We start from the raw sequence: 17,725 nt of genomic DNA on the forward strand, positions 1-17,725 counted from the left end.
TGGTCTGTCGTTCCTGCGAAAATAGCAGGCTTTGCCTTCGGGAGGACTCCTTCCCCCGATGCACGCGCCGCCGGACCGTCCCGCTCGGCCGTGCCCACCCAGTGCACAGCCTTCACGGGATGACCCAACACCACCGACTCAACAGCTCACGCCTCGTGGTCCTGCTCCAGCAATGGACGCGGGAAGCCAGCGAGCGGGCCGCGCCTCCGCTACCAGCAGCCAAGCCCCCCGATGTGGCAGAGCAGCTGAGCCTATGGCTGGGGACCGTGGACGCCGTCCAGCTCAGCCGGGCGCTGCACGCGATCGAGAACCTGCCATCGCAGGCGGCCACTGCACAGCACCCGGCAATGGCGCTGAACATGACGGTACTCGCCGGCCTGGTAGCGAAGGTTCGGGCCGACCTCGAAGTGCAGCTGGCCACGAGGCCCACTGCACCCAAGCCACTGCGGGCCCGGGCGGACAACACCCCCGTGGAACTGCCCGACCCGAGGGTGGACACGGATTTCGCCACCCACGCGCCACGCTATCTGGACCTGCAAAAGCAGATGGAGCTGCGGCTGCAGCCCCTGCGGGCACAGTTGCGCCAGGCGATCGCACAAGGCGCCCCCAGATTGCGCCAGGTGGCGGCGCTGGACGCTGTGATGGAGCGCATGTTGGCACCGCGTGAACAACGGCTGTGGGCCTTGCTACCCGCGCACCTGGAGCGCCGTATGGCGCACCGCCACCGGCAACACCAGCACAGGCTGACCACCCAAGGGTTGGCCGATGAGCCTGCGCGCTGGCGGCAGGCCGGAGGCTGGCTGTGGGCCTTCGAGCGCGACATGCAGGCCCTACTTGCCGCAGAGCTGCAAACGCGCATGGAACCGATCACGGGACTGCTGGAAGCAGCCCAGAACGACACAACAGGACAACAGGAATGAACAAGAGTGTGATGACCGCCATCTTCGCTGCGGGCCTTGCAGCCGCTGGCTGGGTGGGCTGGGGTTTTGTGGGCCACAGCCCGCTGGCACTGGCAATGACGGTGATGATCGCCGCCACCTACCTGCTGGGAGCCTGGGAGCTGATGCGCTATCGCGCGGCCACCGCCTCGCTGACGCTTGCGCTAGAGGCCCATCAAGAGCACCCTGCCCTGGATGCCTGGCTGGAAAGCCTGGACCCCGCACTGCGCCACCCGGTTCGCCAACGTATCGAAGGGGAGCGTGTAGCCCTGCCTGGACCTGCACTCACGCCTTACCTGGTGGGGCTGCTGGTCATGCTGGGCATGCTGGGCACCTTCTTGGGCATGGTGGTGACATTCCACGGCGCCGTGTTTGCCCTGGAGGCATCAGGCAACCTGGAATCCATCCGCAATGCACTGGCTGCGCCCATCAAGGGGCTGGGTCTGTCGTTCGGCACGTCCGTCGCGGGGGTCGCCACATCGGCCGCACTGGGCCTGTTGTCCGCCCTGAGCCGCCGGGAGAGGCTGCATGCGGTGCGCCAGCTGGATGCGCGCATCCCCACGTTGTTCCGTGCCTTCTCGTCCGCCCAACGGCGTGAGGACACCTTGCTGGCCCTGCAAGCGCAGGCCCAGGCCCTGCCGCTGATTGCCGATCGCCTGCAAGCCATGATGGAAGGACTGGAGAGCCGCCACAGCCAGCTCAACGACCAGCTGCTGGCGCAACAGCAGGGGTTTCATCAAGAGGCCTCTGCCGCCTACACCCAATTGGCGCAGGCCGTGGGCGCATCGCTGCAAGACAGCCTGAGCACCAGTGCCCAGCAGGCCACTGCCGCCATGCGCCCGGTGGTGGAACAGGCCATGGCGACGCTGGCACAAGAGTCCCAGCGCACCCACGAGCGGCTGCGAGAACACACCAGTCAGCAGCTGCAAAACCTCAGCGCGCAATGGGAGGGCACCGCACGCAAGGTGGCCGACACCTGGGCCCAGGCGCTCGACCAGCAGACGAGCACGCAGGGCACGCTGATCACCCAGTTTGAGGTTGTAGTGCAAAAGCTCACGCAGACTTTCGACGAACGATCGAAAACGCTGGTGGACTCCCTGCACGTATCGGCTGCACAGCAACAGGCTGCCCAGGCGGAGTCCGACCAGCGGCGACTGCAAGGCTGGGAGCACTCCATGCAGGACATGGCTCGCAACCTGGCCAGCGAATGGCATCAAGCGGGCAACCAGACGCTGGCCCAGCAGCAGGAGGTGGGCCAGGCCTTGGAGCGCACCGCACAGCAGATGGACCGGCAATTGCAAGCCACCACCCAGGCATTTGCACAACAGGCCGAAGCCCTGGTCACCACACTGCAGGCGACGGTAGCCGAAGCCCACGGTGCGCAGCGCGCTGCGGATACGCAGCGGCTCGCCGACTGGACGCAGTCCATGCACCAGATGGCCCAGAAACTCAGCGGCGAATGGCAAAGCGCGGGGGCACAAACTGCCGAACAGCACCAGACAACCGGCGCGGCACTAGCCCAAGCAGCCCAGCAGCTGGAGCATCGCCTGCAGTCAGCCAACAACGCATTTGAAGAACGCTCCGAGGCCTTGCTGGCTGCATTGCAAAGCACCGTCACCGATGCTCAGCAGGCGCAGCGCGACGCCGATGCGCAACGGCTGGCAGGCTGGAGCCAGTCCCTGGAGAGACTGGCCCACACGCTCAGCGCTGAATGGCAGCGCGCAGCCACACAGACCGTGGAACAACAGCGCGCCCTGATGCAGACCCTGGAAGACACCGCCACGCAAGTGAGTCTGCGACTGAACGCCCAGGTGGACCGTACATTGGGCAGCGCCACCGCGCTGATGGAGCAATCCGACGCCCTGCTGCGCACACGCATCGACAACGAAGCGCAATGGGTGCAAGCCCAGGGTCAGCGCATGGATGCGCTGACCCTGGTGTGGCGCGAGGAACTGACCACCCTGCGCGATGCAGAAGCCGCGCGCGGACAGGCGGCAGTGGACCGCCTGGATACTCTGCAAGCCGCCGTGGCAGAGCACCTGGCCACCCTGGGCGCTGCGCTGGAAGCACCCCTCACGCGCCTGCTGCAGACCGCCTCCGACGTGCCGCAAGCGGCGGCCGAAGTCATTACCCAGTTGCGACAGGAAATGACACGCCTGGGCGAACGCGACAACCTCGCGCTGGCCGAGCGCACGGCCATGACACAGCAGCTGGGCAGCCTGCTGCAATCCGTGAACGAAGCCGCTGTGCAGCAGCGCGCGGCCATTGACGCACTGGTGGGTTCCGCCGCCAAGGTGCTCGAACAGGCGGGCCAGCAGTTTGCACAGGCCCTGGGCGCACAGGCGGGCAAGGTGGACGAAGTGGCAGCGCAGGTCGCGGCCAGCGCCATCGAGTTGTCCAGCCTGGGGGAATCCTTCCAGCACGGCGTCGGCTTGTTCAGCGCCAGCAACGAGAAGCTCGTGGAGAGCCTGCAAGGCATGGAGGACGCCCTTCGCGAGTCCATGGGCCGCAGCGACGAACAGCTGGCGTACTACGTGGCGCAGGCCCGCGAGGTGATTGACCTGAGCATCAGCGCACAACAAGGCATCGTGGAAGACCTGCGTCGACTGCATGGCAAGGCCACGGCAGAACAAGGGGTGCCCGCGTGACCGGCGTGGACGACACCCTGGATGATGCTACCGACCAGACGGCACCGGTGTGGGCCGTCTTCGGCGATCTGATGGCGGGGCTGCTGGGTGCGTTTGTACTGATCCTCGTGGGCGTGCTGGTGGTGCAGATCGACCTGGTGGCCAGCCTGCAGCAGGAAGTGCAAAAGCGCCAGATGGAAGAGCAGCGGCGCATGGCGCTTGAGAAGGCCCTGGCCATTCCGCTGGCCAGCGGGCGCGTGACGGTGAACAACGGGCGCATTGGTATCAGCGGCAGCGTGCTGTTTGCCACCGGTTCGGACGAACTGCGTGCCGAGGGACGGCAACTGCTCAAGAGTCTGGTTCAGCCGTTGGGGATTTACTTGCGGGAGCGCGACGAAATGCTGATGGTCAGCGGCTTCACCGACAACACCGCGCTGCTGCGCGGCAGCCAGAAGCGTTTTGCGGACAACCTGGAGCTGTCAGCCCAGCGTGCACTCACCGTGACCCGGGCTCTGATTGACGAAGGCATGCCATCGTCCCAGGTGTTCGCCGCAGCCTTTGGCGCCGAACAACCCGTGGCTGACAACAGCGACGAAAAAGGCCGTGCACAAAACCGCCGGGTGGAGATGGCCCCAGTACCCAAGGCCGCCAACACCCGGTCCACCGAGTCTCCCCGCGCACCATGACAGATCCCCGTCTGGAGGCATTGCGTGCAGTGGGCGCGCACCACAACGACCCCGCGCGTTTTCACTACCTGGAGATCCTGGCGCGCCGCCTGCCTGGCCAATCAGCGGCCGTGCAGCGGCTGTTGGCGCACAAGCTCGATACGGCGCTGGCGAGCTACCCCGAAAACCCGCCCCACACAACTCCATCTCAGGACAACCAACGCCCCGCCCCTGCAGCATCTGCGCTGGCACAACTGAACCAAACCCTGGGAACCCCTCGGCGCAGCATCGCCAGGGACGACCCCTTTGCGATGGACAGCGCTCCATTGCCCGCGCTCAAAAGCGTGCGCCATTTCAGCGAGGTCTGGTCGCACATCGCCGCCGAGCAGCAGGTGGTGCAGGCCCTGCACAGGGGGCCTGAGAACGCCGGGCCACTCAACGCCCACAAGCTGATGCTGCGCTCACTGAACCTGATGCGCTCCCTGTCCCCCGACTATCTGCGCCATTTCATGGCGCAAATGGACACCTTACTGTGGCTGGATCAGGCAAGCACCCGAGCCACAAGCCCCGCTCCGCGTTCGGTGCGCAAGACACGCAACAAGCCATAGACCGATAGATCCGCAGGCCTGCAACCAGAGCACAAGCCACTGCTGTGTAGTCCCCGGCCCAACGCCCGGGGCGAGGGAAACCGGCGCTTCGGCGCCTCCAACCGCTGACGCGAAACGTCACAGTACGTGGCCCAGCCATTGTTTTCAAAACTGGAACAGTTAGTTTGCGACTGGGTGGTTTTTCCCTGAACACCATCGGCGTACAGTTCATCCCATCGATGAGCCGAACCCGCAAGGCGACTCACCGAACCCGGTTCAGGAATGGTTTTTGACCCGGCTTTTTTGAGACGCTTTTTTAGCTTTTAAGGATTTTCATCATGAACAAGACCGCCCGTTTCCTCTCCGTCGCCGCTGTTGCCGCTTTCGCCGCCTTTGGCGCCCATGCTGACGAAGCCGATGGCTCCCAATTTGCCCTGAAGTTCGATACGAACCGCACCCGCGCTGAAGTGGCTGCCGAGGCCGTCACCGAAGCCCGTACCCACAGCATGGAACCCGCTGGCTCCCGTGTGGTGACCTACAAGTCCACCGCCGACCGTGCTGCCGTACGTGCCCAGGCTGCCGAAGCTGTGCGCACCGGCCAGATCCCTTCGGGTGAATTCAGCGCCATGTAATTTGGCAGACCAACTGCTGAGATTGGTTTGAAGCAGTTGCGGGACTTCCCATGGTGGTGGCACTTCGCGCGGTGCGAGTGCCGCTGCTATGGGGAGTGTTTTAGACAAGCACTCACTCCCGCACTGATCAAGCAAACGGGGCTCCCATTGGGAGCCCTTTTTGCTGCGTGCGAACACAAGCAAAACGTCGTACGCCTGTTGCATCTCCAAGCCGAAAGCCTCTGCGTCATCGCGAAAAACGAGCGCTCGCTACGCGGTCCCGGCCTTCAATGCCGCGCGTCGTTCCGCAAACTGCGCAGCCCACTCGGATACCGGCATAAAGCTGGGGTCCGAACGCACCACACGCTCCGTCTGGGCCCAGATGGCTTCGTCATCCAGATCCAGGTCCAAAGGATCACCGTGGGGCTGGCTCACGTACCAAGGAGTGTCCAGATAAACCTCCACCGTGTTGTCTTCCGGGTCCATGCAGTAGATGGATATCGCATTCCCGTGGTTAAGCCCGCGCATCTTCGACGCGCCCAGTGCCAAGGCGCGGCGACGCGCCTCACGCAGATGATCAATGGTCTGGACCTTGAACGACAGCTGCATCACGGTGCTCGGGGCATCTTCACCCCGCCCTCCAGCCAGCACCAACTGGTGGTGCTGATCACCACGCCCGCTCAGAAACACGATCTCGAAGCGAAAGGTCACGCCCTCGCCACGATCCGTCTCCTGCATGTCGAACACTCCGGTATAGAAAGCCTTCATCACCTCCAGGTCACGGCAAAAAATGCCACAGTGAGCGAGATTGGCGGTATAGGGTGGGTTCACGTTGCGAGACTCCATGGGTTCAGGGAATGAGGACCAGCTTGCCCAGCGTGCCGCCGGTGTCCAACAGCTCGTGGGCCTGACGAACCTCTTCCAGTGGCATGCGCATGGCACGCGGTGCACGCACCTGGCCACTCGCCATGAGCGCAATGGCTTGCTCCATCAAGCCGCGGCGCTGGGCCACATCGGCATCCACTGCATGAATGGAGAAGGTGCGTATCGCCAGACTCTTGGCGAGCAGTTTGCGAAGCTCATCGAACACATCACTCGATGGTGGGCCTGCAAGGATGTTGTACGACACCGCCATGCCTGAGGGGGCCAGCGACCGCAGACAGGCGATAAACAGTGCCGCCCCCACATGATCAAAAGCGAGGTCAACGCCACGCCCCCCAGTGAGCTCCATGACGCGTTGCGGCAGGGCCTGCACGTCGCCATCAACAAGATCGCTAACTCCGTTTTCCAAGGCGAACTGGCGTTTTTCCGGGGTTGATGCAGTACCGATGACGCGCATGCCTCGCGAGCGCGCCACCTGTGCCAGCGCGGTGGCAACCCCACCTGCTGCACCGGGAATCAGGATCGCTTTAGCGGGCAGATTGCCGTTGCTGGCCAGTAGCGCCAGTGCGAGCTGGAAGTTACCGAGACTCACCGCGTCCTCGAACGCAATGCTCTCAGGCAGCACAAATGGCACAACTTCGGGCACGCAGATCGCCTGCACGTAGCAGCCCCCGCGCTGTGGCAACTCTCGTGCACTGACCAGTACGCGGTCACCCACAGACAGGCGGGTGACGCCCTCACCGATGGCGTCGACGATTCCGGACAGCTCATTGCCGGGCACCGCGGGCAGTGGGGGCATCCATTTGTAAGTACCGTTGCGAATCAGAACGTCCGGCCCACCTGCGCCTATGGCATGAGCCCGGACGCGTACCTGGCCCGGTCCGGGATGAGGTACAGGGATGTCCACCAAAGACAGAACCTCCGGACCACCCGTGACCTGGAGCTGCACGGCCTTCATCGTGCCAGTGGAAGAAGTCGCCATGTCTAACCTCAGCGCTGGCCGTCGTGTACAGACACCTGCTCGCGCGTCAGGCCGCCCAGGCGCGAGTGGACGCGTCCGCCATCGGCCATCACCAGTGCGAAAAGGATTTCGTCGGGGCGGGGCGCGTCCTGAATCCCCACCTCGGCACTGTTGAAATGGCTGCGGACATAGGCCGCATGGATGTAGTGCAGTGGCACCATCAAGCGGTAGCCCGTAGCGGCCACGGCCTTCGCCGACGGCACGATGGCTTTGGGTTCACCCAGCACTTGTCGCATTGCCCAGCCCCCCGCTTCATGCCAGACGGCGCCATGCTCCAACTCGCCATTCACGCCGACGATGGCTGCCTTGCTATAGGCCTGTACTTTTTCCTTGCCCAGCGTAGCCACCAGCTCTTCAGCGAGCATCGTACCGAGGGTGCGCAGCTCGGCCATGAAGGGCAGCAGATCTGGCTCATAGCGGCCAGCGTAAGGATTGCGAATCACAGCGCAAGCAGAGGCGATGCGCAGCGGCGTGTCTACCGGTGGCCCGCCCTCGTGGTACACCGTTTCAATGGTCAGGCTGCGTTTGCGGATAGCGATCAAGTTCATTCAAAAGTCCTTCGACAAGGTGATTGGAGTCATTGTTTGGGAATCTTGGCATCAGCCACTACCTGCTGCCATTTTTCGATCTCGTGGCTCACCATGACCTTCATTTCCTCTGGCGTGCTGCCACGCGCTTCGCCGCCCATGTCCTCCAGACGCTGCCGTACTGCAGGCGCCTGTAGCGCACGAAGCACCTCCGCATTGAGGCGATCAACGATCGGTCGGGGTGTTCCTGCGGGCGCCAGAAGGCCGGCCCACGAGCGCACGTCATAGCCCGTCACACCTTGCTCCACGACGGTGGGAACGTTTGGCAGGCCTGCCCACCGTTGGGGGCCGGTGGTTGCGATGGCGCGCAGCTTCCCCGCCTGGATGTTGGTCAATACCGCGGTCGGCGGAGCGATGATGAATGGCACATCGCCTGCCAGCAGCGCCGTGATCGATGCAGCATCGCCCCGATAAGGAACGTGCAAAAGATTGACTCGAGCCATCTTGGCCAGCAGCTCGCCCGCCAGATGGTGGGTTGAGCCCACGCCCGCAGTCCCGTAGCCAACCGATCCCGGTGTGGCCTGCGCGTTTGCGATGACTTCACGCAGGCTCTGGACTTTCGAATTGGCGTTGACAACCACCAGGAACGGAAAGAAGGTGATCGTGGAAACCATCTCGAAGTCCGCAACTGACTTGTAGGGGAGCGTGTTGTAGAGAGCGCCCGCCACCGCATGCCCCCCGGTGGCGAGCAGCAACGTGTATCCGTCGGGCTTTGCCCGCGCTACCGTGGTGGCGGCGATGGTGCCGCCAGCTCCAGACTGTGCCTCCACCACCACAGCCTGGCCCAAGGCTTTGGCCATCTCTGCGCCCACAGCGCGGGCGATGGCGTCCGCATTTCCACCAGGAGCGAACCCCTGATAGAGCTTGATCGCTCGCTCGGGATAGGCTTGGGCCAGGGCCGGCAGCGCCGGCCACCCAAGAGCGGCCGCGCTGCAGGCGGCCAGGACGTGTCTTCTTTGCATGGTGTTTGTCTCCGTGGGCGGCGGCCGCATGGGGCCTTGCTCTACCCTTGCAGGGTCTGGATGGAAGATCGAACGGGTAAATAGCGCCAGACGATGGTCAGCCCTGCGCAACCACTGGATTGCGCAGCACGCCGATGGCTTCAATCTCCACTTCCACGACGTCGCCAGGTTTCATGAACTGCGGCGGCTTCTTGCTCCAGCCCACGCCGGCAGGAGTGCCAGTGATGATCACGTCACCGGGGACCAACGTAAAAATGGTTGAGGCATACGCAATCAGGCGGGGGATCGAAAAAATCATGTGCCCTGTATGGCTGGACTGCACCACAACGCCGTTCAGACGCGTCTCCAGCTTGAGTTCGCGACCAGGCGCGATCTCGTCTGCAGTCACCATCCAGGGACCGAAAGCACCCGTGGATTCGAAGTTTTTGCCGGAGGCGATCTGCTTGGCATGGAACTGCCACTCTCGCACGCTGGCATCGTTGTAGCAGCTATAGCCTGCAATGTGCGCCCAGGCGTCCGCCTCGCTGATGTCACGACCTTCCTTGCCAATCACTACGGCCAGCTCGCCTTCCCAATCCAGCGACTCCGAAACATGGGGGCGGACGATCGGCCCTTGATGTGGTGTCTGTGAACGCCACACGCGCAAGAAGATCGGCGGCTGCTCGGACAGCTCGCGCTGCATGCCAGCAGCGAGCACCTCCTGGTGGTGATCCATGTAGTTGCGCACCGCGCAGACAATTTTTTCGGGGCGAGGAATCACCGGCAGGAACGTCACTTCGGCCAACTTTGCGTCGGCCTTGAGATCTGCCACCAACGCATCCCGGCGCGCGAAGTCCGGGCTTGCGATGAAGCCAGCCAGCGTGGCATGGCCGGTTCGGATCGCCAGTTCGGCAACACCTTCACCGAGGACGGCACCCCAGGTTTCACGGCCGGCGATTGAGTAGGACATCAGTTTCATGGGTTTCCTAGAAAAGGGATGAAAGAGGAATCTGAGAAGGCACAACGATCAGAACTTGAACTTCTGAACTTTCGAATCTAGTGCATGAATGTATTTTTATGCACAAAACACAAATTATGCGTAGTGGTTTACACCGAGCGATTTGAGGGAACTTGCTTGGCCACTTGCGCAAGAAGAGGCACTTGCAGACAACGGAAATGGGGAACTCAGAAGCGAAAAAGCTCACATGCGCGATGCATGCGGGCTCTGCACCACGCGAGTCGGGTGCAACCAGGAATGAGGAGGGGCAGGGCTGCCCAGGAACCGGTGAAATGCCTGTACCTAGACCATGCCCGGGCTCGCAATGGCAGTGGAGGGTCAGCCTCCCTGGCTGTGCTCCAGCTTGCTCAGCACCGAGAGCACATTGCGCTCGGTACTCAAGATGTGCTCTTGCAAGAGTGCACAGGCGGTGTCTGCATCGCGCCGCAGCGTAGCGTCCATGAGCTTACGGTGCTCACTGGATTTGTGCTTAAAGGTCTTGCGAAAGCGCGCTGAAAACCGCCGGTAACGCTCCGCCTGGTCGAAGAGGCTTGCACTCCAAGTCCGCAGGCGCTCTGATGGACTGGCTGAAATCAGTGCCATGTGAAAGGCAGTGTGCACGTCCGTCCACCCTTGGTCCAAAACGACCGGACCATCGCTAAGTCGGCCTTCTACCTTCTCCAAGCGGTGAAATGCCCCTACTACTTGCGCCTCCCACACGTCATCACCGTGGGCAATCGATTCGCGCAGCGCCTGCACGTCAAGCATCACACGCATGCGCGTGATGTCGCCCAAGTCCTCTGCAGAAATCGCCGTTACACGAAAGCCTCGCCGTTCATCTGCCCGGATCAACCCCTCCTGGGCCAGACGACTCAGCGCCTCCCGCAAAGGACTGCTGGAAAAGCCGTAGGCAGCTTGCAGTTCATCGAGCTTGAGCTTGGCGCCTGGACCGTAGGTGCCATTCAACACATCCCTGCGCAATTGCGCGAAGGCCTGATCCACCAGGGGCGGGGTGCGAGGGGATGTGTCTGTTTTGTACATGTTTTGAATTTTATGCATAAACTTCAGGCATTGAAAGAACGAAAGAATCTCAATGAACACCAACCAGATGACACGTCCTATCCGCCTCCTCGCCATCTCTGGAAGCCTCCGCCGCGCGTCGCACAGCACTGCCGTGCTGCGAAGCCTGCAGCCGCTGCTACCTTCTGGAACCACACTGGAGTTGTCCGCTCTCGACGAGATCCCCATGTACAACGCAGATCTGGATGGGGACCAACCACCGCCTCCAGTCGTCCAGCTCAAGAACGCCATTGAACGTGCAGATGGCCTGGTACTGTGTTCGCCTGAGTACAACTACGGCATACCCGGGGTACTCAAGAACGCGATTGACTGGGCTTCGCGGCCGGGATTTGCATCTCCTCTCAAGGGCAAGCCCGCGCTCATCATGACGGCGTCGCCAGGCACGGCAGGGGGAGTGCGGGCACAGGCCCAAATTCGTGATGCATTGGCAGCCACACTGGCACGCCCCTTGGTGCGGCAGCACATCGCCATTGCTGGAGTCGCCGCGCGCATACAAGACGGTCACTTAGTGGACAAGCCTACTCTGGATATCATCCAAACAGGATTGCACGAGCTGGTCGAGGAGATCCGGTGGATCGCCGCGCGCAGCCAACAAGTCTGAGACAGAAGTCGCTAATAAGACCGGGCTTTAGCGGCCAGTGCCGATAGGGCTGGACTCGGAATCCAATCTTTGAATATATGCCGGGTCACCCGAATGGAGTTCGCTCATGAAGATCACCGTCTCAACTGTGGTTGCCGCACCGTTGAAAGAAGTCTGGCGGGCATACACAACACCCGAAGACATCAAACAATGGAATACAGCGTCCCCAGACTGGCACACGACCACCTCGTCGGTGGATCTGCGGCCAGGTGGCAAGTTCTCCTCTCGCATGGAGGCGAAGGACGGCTCATTCGGGTTCGACTTTGCAGGTGAATACACCAAGGTTGTACCGTGCCAGCTCATCGAATATGCCTTCGGAGATCGAGCAGGACTCGTTGAGTTCAACGAGGGCACGGACGGAGTCAAAGTTACGGTCACATTCGACGGGGAACAAACGCACTCCGAAGAGCAGCAGCGAGCCGGCTGGCAGGCTATCCTGGACAACTTTTCCCGCCACGTGGTCGCAAAGCTGGCGCCGCAATAGCGGCCAGCTCGCAGAGCCTCTTGCCCGTACATGCAACCTGCCCGAGGCCCGCATGCGCGCCGCACTGCAGTCAGTGGCCGTGTTCGACCACCCCGACCGCAGCCAGCGCGGCCGCACCATCACGCACGCACACTACTTTGACCTGGGCGATGCGCCCTTCCCGGTGGTGCAGGCCGATGACGATGCTGCGCTGGTGCAGTGGAGCCGCATCGACCAGCTGGCAGGCCTGGAAGAGGAATTCTTCGAAGACCACTTCCACATGCTGGACCACTTTCTGGGGCTGACGAAGCTGGACTGATCCGCTCCACCCGTTTTTGCATCCAAACGGGCTCAAGCGCTACAGAATCATGCCTCTGCCGCTATATTTTATATAGCACTAGGTGCCAGCCCGCTCCAGCATGGCGTGCAGCAGCACGTTGCACCCGGCCTCGATGTGCTCGGGTTTCGCATCCTCGATCTCGTTGTGGCTGATGCCGTCCTTGCAGGGGATGAAGATCATGCCGCTGGGTGCGAGCTTGGCCATGTAGACGGCATCGTGCCCGGCACCCGAGACGGCGGGCATATGGCTGTAGCCCAGCTTGGCGGCGGCGCGGCCCACGGCCTGCACGCATTCGGGCTGGAAGAGCTGTGCGGGGTAGCTGGACACCATTTCGATGTGGACCTGCACACCGTGTTCTTGGGCCACCTGGTCGGCAAAGGCCTTGACCTCGGCGGCCATGGCGTCCACCAGCGCGTCGGTGCTGTTGCGCAGGTCGATGCTGAACTTGACCCGGCCGGGGATGACGTTGCGGCTGTTGGGGAAGACTTGCACCATGCCCACGGTGCCGCGCCCGTGCGGTGGGTGGCGGTGGGCGGCGGCGACTACGTCTTGCATGATGCGTGTGGCGGCCAGCATCGCGTCCTTGCGCAGGGCCATGGGGGTGGGGCCTGCGTGGGCTTCCATGCCGGTGACGGTGCAGTCAAACCAGCGGATGCCCAGCACGCCGCTGACCACGCCGATGGTCTTGTCGTTGTCTTCCAGCACGGGGCCTTGTTCGATGTGGGTTTCGAAGTAGGCGCCGATGGGATGGTCGCCGGGCTCCTGGTCTCCGATGTAGCCGATGCGCTCCAGCTCACCCTTCACCGTCTTGCCTTCGGTGTCGGTCGCGGCATAGGCGTGTTCCAGCGTGAAGGCCTTGGCGAACACGCCCGAGCCCATCATCACAGGCACAAAGCGGCTGCCTTCTTCGTTGGTCCAGAACGCGACTTCGATGGGGGCTTCGGTTTCGATGCCATGGTCGTTCAGCGTGCGCACCACCTCGATGCCCGCGAGCACGCCGTAGTTGCCGTCGAACTTGCCGCCTGTGGGCTGGGTGTCGATGTGGCTGCCGGTCATGATGGGTGGCAGGCTGTTGTTGCGGCCGGGGCGGCGCATGAAGCCGTTGCCGATCTTGTCGATAGTGACCGTCATGCCCGCCTCGCGCGCCCAGCGGGTGACGAGGTCACGGCCCTGTTTGTCCAGGTCGGTGAGGGTCAGGCGGCACACGCCACCCTTGGGGGTGGCGCCGATCTGCGCCAGCTCCATGAGCGACGCCCACAGGCGCTGGCCATTGATGCGCAGGTTTTCGATGTTGGGTTTGACTTTGGTGTCCATTGAAACTCCAGAGATATAGCTCAGTCAGGGGCAAGCGAGCACGTCGCCCAGCGGGTAGACAGGCTGGCGCAGGTTCTCAAAAGGGAATAGCCGGTAGTCCGAACTGGTGACGCCGGGGCTGTCACACTCGACCAGCCCCGCAGAGAGCGGAACGAACACCGGCCGGCAGTACATGCGCGACTTGAGCAGCAGGTAGGGGTAGGCCGTAGGGTCCAGGCCCACGCAAGAGAAAACGCCCAGATCCCACGGCTCGTGCGGCTGCTCCACCACCACGATCTGTGTGCCTCCGGCATCCAGCCAGACGGCGCGTCCCATGGAGCAGCGCTGGCCGGTGTAGATGGGACCGGTCACGGTGTAGCTACCGTCGCTGATGGCACGCACAGTGCCCTGCACCATCACGGGCTCTTTGACAATGCCCAGCCGGGCCAGTGGTACCTTGTTGCCCAGGCGTACCGACACCTGCGCGCCCACACCGGCTGCCAAGAGCTGTGCAACGGCCTCTGGATCAGACAGCGGCCCCGTGGCGATACCGGTCAGGCCATGCTGCCAGGCGGCCTGAAGCACGTCCATGGTGTCGCAGGTTCCTCCGGACATACAGTTGTCACTATGGTCCAGCAACAGCACGGGCTTGTCCGCCCCTTCGGCCATGCGCTGCGCCCGCGCGAAGGCGTCGGCCAAAGGCTCGCTGGCATACACGTAGCCCTCGCGCTCCGCCCAGATCTGGGCAGCCACGCGGTCCAGCGCAGTGGTGCACAGCGCCTCCCCCTCAGCAGTGCATTCGGCCGTGGCCACCACGCTCACGCACGGCGCGGCGATGTCGGCCAAGGAGAAGCCCGCAAAGATGGTCATGGCCGGCACGCCCTCCCCTTCGGCCTGCCGCGCCGATGACACGGCAGCGGCCATGGCACCGCCCAGGGTGGTGCTGCGCAGCGTGTGGCTGAGCAGCGGCAACTGTCGCCAGCGCACGGCATAGCGCGTGCCTTGCTGCAGCATTTGCAGCACCAGGCGCGCCGCGTGCTCGCCCGTCTCGTACATGTCCACATGCGGGTAGGTCTTGAACCCCACCATCACATCGGCGTGGTCGATCATCTTTTGCGTGATGTTGCCGTGCAGGTCCAGGGCCACGCCCAGCGGCACGCCGGGCGCCGCCGCTCGCACGCGGGCCAGCAGGTCACCCTCGCCGTCTGGCGTGTTCTCGGCGACCATCGCGCCATGAAGGTCGAGCAGGATGGCGTCGCAGCCTGCCGCGGCGGCAACGATGCGATCCGTCAACTGGTTGTAGGCGTCAGCATCCACCGGCCCACTGGGGTTGGCCGTGGCGGAGACGGGCGTCACGCACTGCGCCCCCACCCGCTTTGCTGCATCAATGAAAGCTGCCATCGCCGTTCGCATGCCGGCATTGGCCTGGAAGGCTGCGGTGTCGTAATCGGGTGCAAACGCCTGCAAGGGCGTGGGCACCGGAGAAAAGGTATTGGTCTCGTGGTTCAGACGAGCGATCAGAAACTTCATGAAGTGCCCTTTGGAATGCAGTGTGGGATGGGCCAGAGCTCAGGCCAGTCCCACGCCGAGGTAGCGGTCCTTGACCTCTTCGTCCGCCAGGAAGCTTGCGTTGTCAGCGGTATAGACGATGCGCCCCTGCTCCAGGATGCAATGCCGGTCCGCCAGCTGGGTGCAGACCTCCAGGTTCTGCTCGACCAGCAAAATCGCCACGCCCGCAGCCTTGATGGTCTTGAGCTGGGCCACGATTTCTTCCACGATCACGGGAGCCAGCCCCTCCACGGGCTCGTCCAACATGAGCAGCTTGGGGTCGTTCATCAGCGCGCGGCCGATGGCCAGCATCTGCTGCTCGCCGCCCGACAGCTGCCCGCCGCCGTTGCGCCTGCGCTCCTTGAGCCGGGGGAAGATGCGATACACATCGTCCAGTTGCCAGGGGGAGCGCTTGCGCAGGCCCAGCATCAGGTTCTCTTCCACGGTCAGCAGCTTGAAGATGCCCCGGTGCTCTGGCACCAGACACACCCCCTGCCGGGCGATCACATGCGAAGCTTGACCCTGCAGCGGTTTGCTGGCAAATGCCACACGCCCCTGCGTAGGAGCGACTACCCCGGCAATGCTCTTGAGTGTGGTGGTCTTGCCTGCGCCGTTGCGCCCCAGCAGGGTGACCAGTTCGCCATTCCCCACCGTGAAACACACACCCTGAAGCACATGACTTTTGCCGTAGTGGGCATGCAGGTTGTCAACTTCGAGAATCATGCCTTGCCTCCTGTGATCATGTTGCCCAAGTACGCAGTCCGCACCCTTTCGTCGCTGCGTATGTCGTGTGGCATGCCTTCGGCCAGTACGCGCCCCATCTGCATCACCGTCACGGTGTCCGAGATATCCATCACGATGTTCATGTTGTGCTCGATCAAGACCACCGTGTGTTCGTCGCGCAGGCTCTTGATCAAGCGCTTCATGTCGTCCAGGTCGTCGATGCCCATGCCCGACGTGGGCTCATCCAAGAAAATGGCCTTGGGCCGTGCAGCCAGGGCCATGCCCACTTCCAATCGACGCTGCTGACCGTGCGAAAGATTGCCAGCGGGAGCGTCCGCGAGGTTCTCCAGTCCCACCTTGGAAAGAACAGCCTCAACCACCTGCGACTGAGCACGCGCCCCTACCGGCTCATGCCACGGATTTAGGGCACGTGCAGGCTGTACGCCTTGGGCGCCAAGGCGCAGGTTCTCACGCACCGGCAAGCTCAAAAACAGGCTGGTAACCTGGAATGAACGCGCAATGCCTCGCTGCACCCGCCGATGGTCTGGCTCATGCGTGACATCCTGTCCATCAAAAAGAATCCGCCCCCCACTGACTGTCTTGGTGCCGGTAAGCATGTGGAACAACGTGGTCTTGCCAGCACCGTTAGGGCCAATCACCGAATGCACGGTATTCGCACGCACCTGGAGACTTACACCGCCCAGCGCTGCAAACTTGCCATAGTGCTTTTCGACATCAATGGCTTCCAACAAGATCGGGGTCTTTGGGCTCATGCCTGTTCTCCTTTCGCAGCTACCGCAGTTGCCGATGGCGTCACCACCGTGTCAGCCGACTGCTTGCGATGACCTTGCAGCCGATTCCAGACCGTTTCGCCCAGGCCCCACAGCCCACGCTGCATCCAGAGGCTCACGGCCATCAATGCAATGCCCAGTAGCAAGAGCCAACGCGGCCACAGTTGAGACAGCCAGTCGGCCAGCAGCAGGTAGAACGCAGACCCCAGCAGCGAAGCAAACAGGTTGCCCGTCCCGCCAATAACGGTCATCACCAGGATCATTTCACTGGTGTGGTACTCCGCGTTGGACAGCGGAGCCAGGCCGGTCATCATGGCGTGCAGCGCCCCGGCGAGACCGGTGACAGCACCCGAGATAACAAACGCCTGCAGCTTGAGCAGCCTGAGGTTGTAGCCAATGGCAGCCGCACGCTCTTCGTTGTCTCGCACTGCCAGCAAGGTTCGCCCGAATGTCGAGCGGGACACCTTGAGCAGCAGCCAGAACACCACCAGAAAAATCAGCGAAACAAAACCATAGAACTGCCAAGGCGACGCCAACGTCCACAGGTCAAAGCCCAGGATGGACAAATTGGGACGAGGGATATCCATCAACCCGTTGTCCCCCCCAGTTAAGCCGGTAGCCGTATAGGCAATGAAATAGAACATCTGCGCGAAGGCCAAGGTCAGCATCACAAAGTAAGTGCCACGCTGGCGAATAGCCACCCAGCCCACAACGGCCGCCCCGAGCGCTCCCATGACTGTGGCGAGCAACAACGCAAGCGGCATGGGAACAGGCCAGCGGGTGAGTAGCAAGGCCACGGTGTAACTGCCCAGACCAAAGAAGATGCCCTGCCCGAATGAAAGCAGGCCAGTAAAGCCAAGCAGCAGATTGCAACCCATGGCCGCCAGCGCGAAGATGAGTACCTCGCTAGCCAAGGAGCCCGACTGCATCAGCAACGGCATGGCCACCACCACCACTGCTGCAAACAGAAAATGCGTGTATTTCTTCATGG

The 17,725-nt window shown here is 62.7% G+C and carries 18 protein-coding genes and 1 pseudogene; 8 read left to right on the plus strand and 11 right to left on the minus strand.

The features are described from left to right. Window positions 1–119: 119 nt before the first annotated feature. The 5 genes from C8C95_RS05755 to C8C95_RS05775 all read left to right on the plus strand — a co-directional run bounded on the left by C8C95_RS05755 (window position 120) and on the right by C8C95_RS05775 (window position 5,449). A complete protein-coding gene (locus C8C95_RS05755; RefSeq protein WP_099729279.1) occupies window positions 120–920 on the plus strand; it encodes a DUF3348 family protein in 801 nt (266 codons plus the stop codon). After that, a complete protein-coding gene (locus tag C8C95_RS05760; protein ID WP_116747958.1) occupies window positions 917–3,586 on the plus strand; it encodes a DUF802 domain-containing protein in 2,670 nt (889 codons plus the stop codon). The genes C8C95_RS05755 and C8C95_RS05760 overlap by 4 nt, the downstream gene beginning before the upstream one ends. Continuing rightward, window positions 3,583–4,251, plus strand: a complete 669-nt coding sequence (locus C8C95_RS05765) for an OmpA family protein (protein ID WP_116747959.1) — start codon at window positions 3,583–3,585, stop codon at window positions 4,249–4,251. The genes C8C95_RS05760 and C8C95_RS05765 overlap by 4 nt, the downstream gene beginning before the upstream one ends. Next, entirely contained in the window at window positions 4,248–4,838 is a 591-nt protein-coding gene (locus C8C95_RS05770) for a DUF2894 domain-containing protein (protein WP_116747960.1), read from the plus strand. Before C8C95_RS05765 ends, C8C95_RS05770 begins: the two co-directional genes overlap by 4 nt. A gap of 317 nt (window positions 4,839–5,155) precedes the next feature. Further along, the gene (locus C8C95_RS05775; protein WP_015014370.1) at window positions 5,156–5,449 is read left to right on the plus strand and encodes a hypothetical protein; all 294 of its coding nucleotides are present in this window, start codon (window positions 5,156–5,158) and stop codon (window positions 5,447–5,449) included. Between the two features lie 249 nt (window positions 5,450–5,698). Here the strand turns inward: C8C95_RS05775 and C8C95_RS05780 are convergent, their stop codons facing one another. From C8C95_RS05780 to C8C95_RS05805, 6 genes are all read right to left on the minus strand, one after another. Further along, complete coding sequence (locus tag C8C95_RS05780) at window positions 5,699–6,274, minus strand: VOC family protein (RefSeq protein WP_243415639.1); 576 nt, start codon at window positions 6,272–6,274, stop codon at window positions 5,699–5,701. Between the two features lie 4 nt (window positions 6,275–6,278). Next, on the minus strand, window positions 6,279–7,292 hold the full coding sequence (locus tag C8C95_RS05785) for a zinc-dependent alcohol dehydrogenase family protein (RefSeq protein WP_116747961.1): 1,014 nt from the start codon (window positions 7,290–7,292) through the stop codon (window positions 6,279–6,281). 8 nt (window positions 7,293–7,300) lie between these two features. Then, window positions 7,301–7,879, minus strand: a complete 579-nt coding sequence (locus tag C8C95_RS05790) for an amino acid synthesis family protein (RefSeq protein ID WP_056066523.1) — start codon at window positions 7,877–7,879, stop codon at window positions 7,301–7,303. Window positions 7,880–7,908: 29 nt separating this feature from the next. After that, window positions 7,909–8,880, minus strand: a complete 972-nt coding sequence (locus C8C95_RS05795) for a tripartite tricarboxylate transporter substrate binding protein (protein ID WP_116747962.1) — start codon at window positions 8,878–8,880, stop codon at window positions 7,909–7,911. A gap of 97 nt (window positions 8,881–8,977) precedes the next feature. Further along, window positions 8,978–9,838, minus strand: a complete 861-nt coding sequence (locus C8C95_RS05800; protein ID WP_056066529.1) for a fumarylacetoacetate hydrolase family protein — start codon at window positions 9,836–9,838, stop codon at window positions 8,978–8,980. 357 nt (window positions 9,839–10,195) lie between these two features. After that, entirely contained in the window at window positions 10,196–10,915 is a 720-nt protein-coding gene (locus tag C8C95_RS05805; protein ID WP_116747963.1) for an FCD domain-containing protein, read from the minus strand. 34 nt (window positions 10,916–10,949) lie between these two features. Between C8C95_RS05805 and C8C95_RS05810 the strand changes: the two genes are divergently transcribed. The 3 genes and pseudogenes from C8C95_RS05810 to C8C95_RS05820 all read left to right on the plus strand — a co-directional run. Beyond that, window positions 10,950–11,537: an NADPH-dependent FMN reductase gene (locus tag C8C95_RS05810; RefSeq protein ID WP_116747964.1), complete on the plus strand. Its 588-nt coding sequence runs from the start codon at window positions 10,950–10,952 to the stop codon at window positions 11,535–11,537. A gap of 106 nt (window positions 11,538–11,643) precedes the next feature. After that, window positions 11,644–12,060 (plus strand): SRPBCC family protein, encoded by a 417-nt coding sequence (locus C8C95_RS05815; RefSeq protein ID WP_116747965.1) that lies wholly within the window; start codon window positions 11,644–11,646, stop codon window positions 12,058–12,060. A 31-nt stretch (window positions 12,061–12,091) separates the two neighbouring features. Continuing rightward, window positions 12,092–12,358, plus strand: a pseudogene (locus tag C8C95_RS05820) (cytidyltransferase); the annotation flags it as partial. A gap of 78 nt (window positions 12,359–12,436) precedes the next feature. On the opposite strand, the gene C8C95_RS05825 reads toward C8C95_RS05820, so the two are convergent. From C8C95_RS05825 to C8C95_RS05845, 5 genes are read right to left on the minus strand one after another with little or no spacing between them, the layout of a single operon-like run. Beyond that, window positions 12,437–13,693, minus strand: coding sequence for a Zn-dependent hydrolase (locus tag C8C95_RS05825; protein WP_116747966.1), 1,257 nt, complete (start codon window positions 13,691–13,693; stop codon window positions 12,437–12,439). 24 nt (window positions 13,694–13,717) lie between these two features. Continuing rightward, window positions 13,718–15,202: a M81 family metallopeptidase gene (locus tag C8C95_RS05830; RefSeq protein WP_116747967.1), complete on the minus strand. Its 1,485-nt coding sequence runs from the start codon at window positions 15,200–15,202 to the stop codon at window positions 13,718–13,720. 39 nt (window positions 15,203–15,241) lie between these two features. After that, window positions 15,242–15,943, minus strand: a complete 702-nt coding sequence (locus tag C8C95_RS05835; RefSeq protein ID WP_116747968.1) for an ABC transporter ATP-binding protein — start codon at window positions 15,941–15,943, stop codon at window positions 15,242–15,244. Continuing rightward, window positions 15,940–16,716 (minus strand): ABC transporter ATP-binding protein, encoded by a 777-nt coding sequence (locus tag C8C95_RS05840; protein ID WP_116747969.1) that lies wholly within the window; start codon window positions 16,714–16,716, stop codon window positions 15,940–15,942. Before C8C95_RS05840 ends, C8C95_RS05835 begins: the two co-directional genes overlap by 4 nt. Beyond that, window positions 16,713–17,723 (minus strand): branched-chain amino acid ABC transporter permease, encoded by a 1,011-nt coding sequence (locus C8C95_RS05845; protein ID WP_116747970.1) that lies wholly within the window; start codon window positions 17,721–17,723, stop codon window positions 16,713–16,715. The genes C8C95_RS05840 and C8C95_RS05845 overlap by 4 nt, the downstream gene beginning before the upstream one ends. Window positions 17,724–17,725 lie beyond the last annotated feature (2 nt).

It is taken from the genome of Acidovorax sp. 99 (genome assembly GCF_003096455.1).
GTDB lineage: Bacteria > Pseudomonadota > Gammaproteobacteria > Burkholderiales > Burkholderiaceae_C > Acidovorax > Acidovorax delafieldii.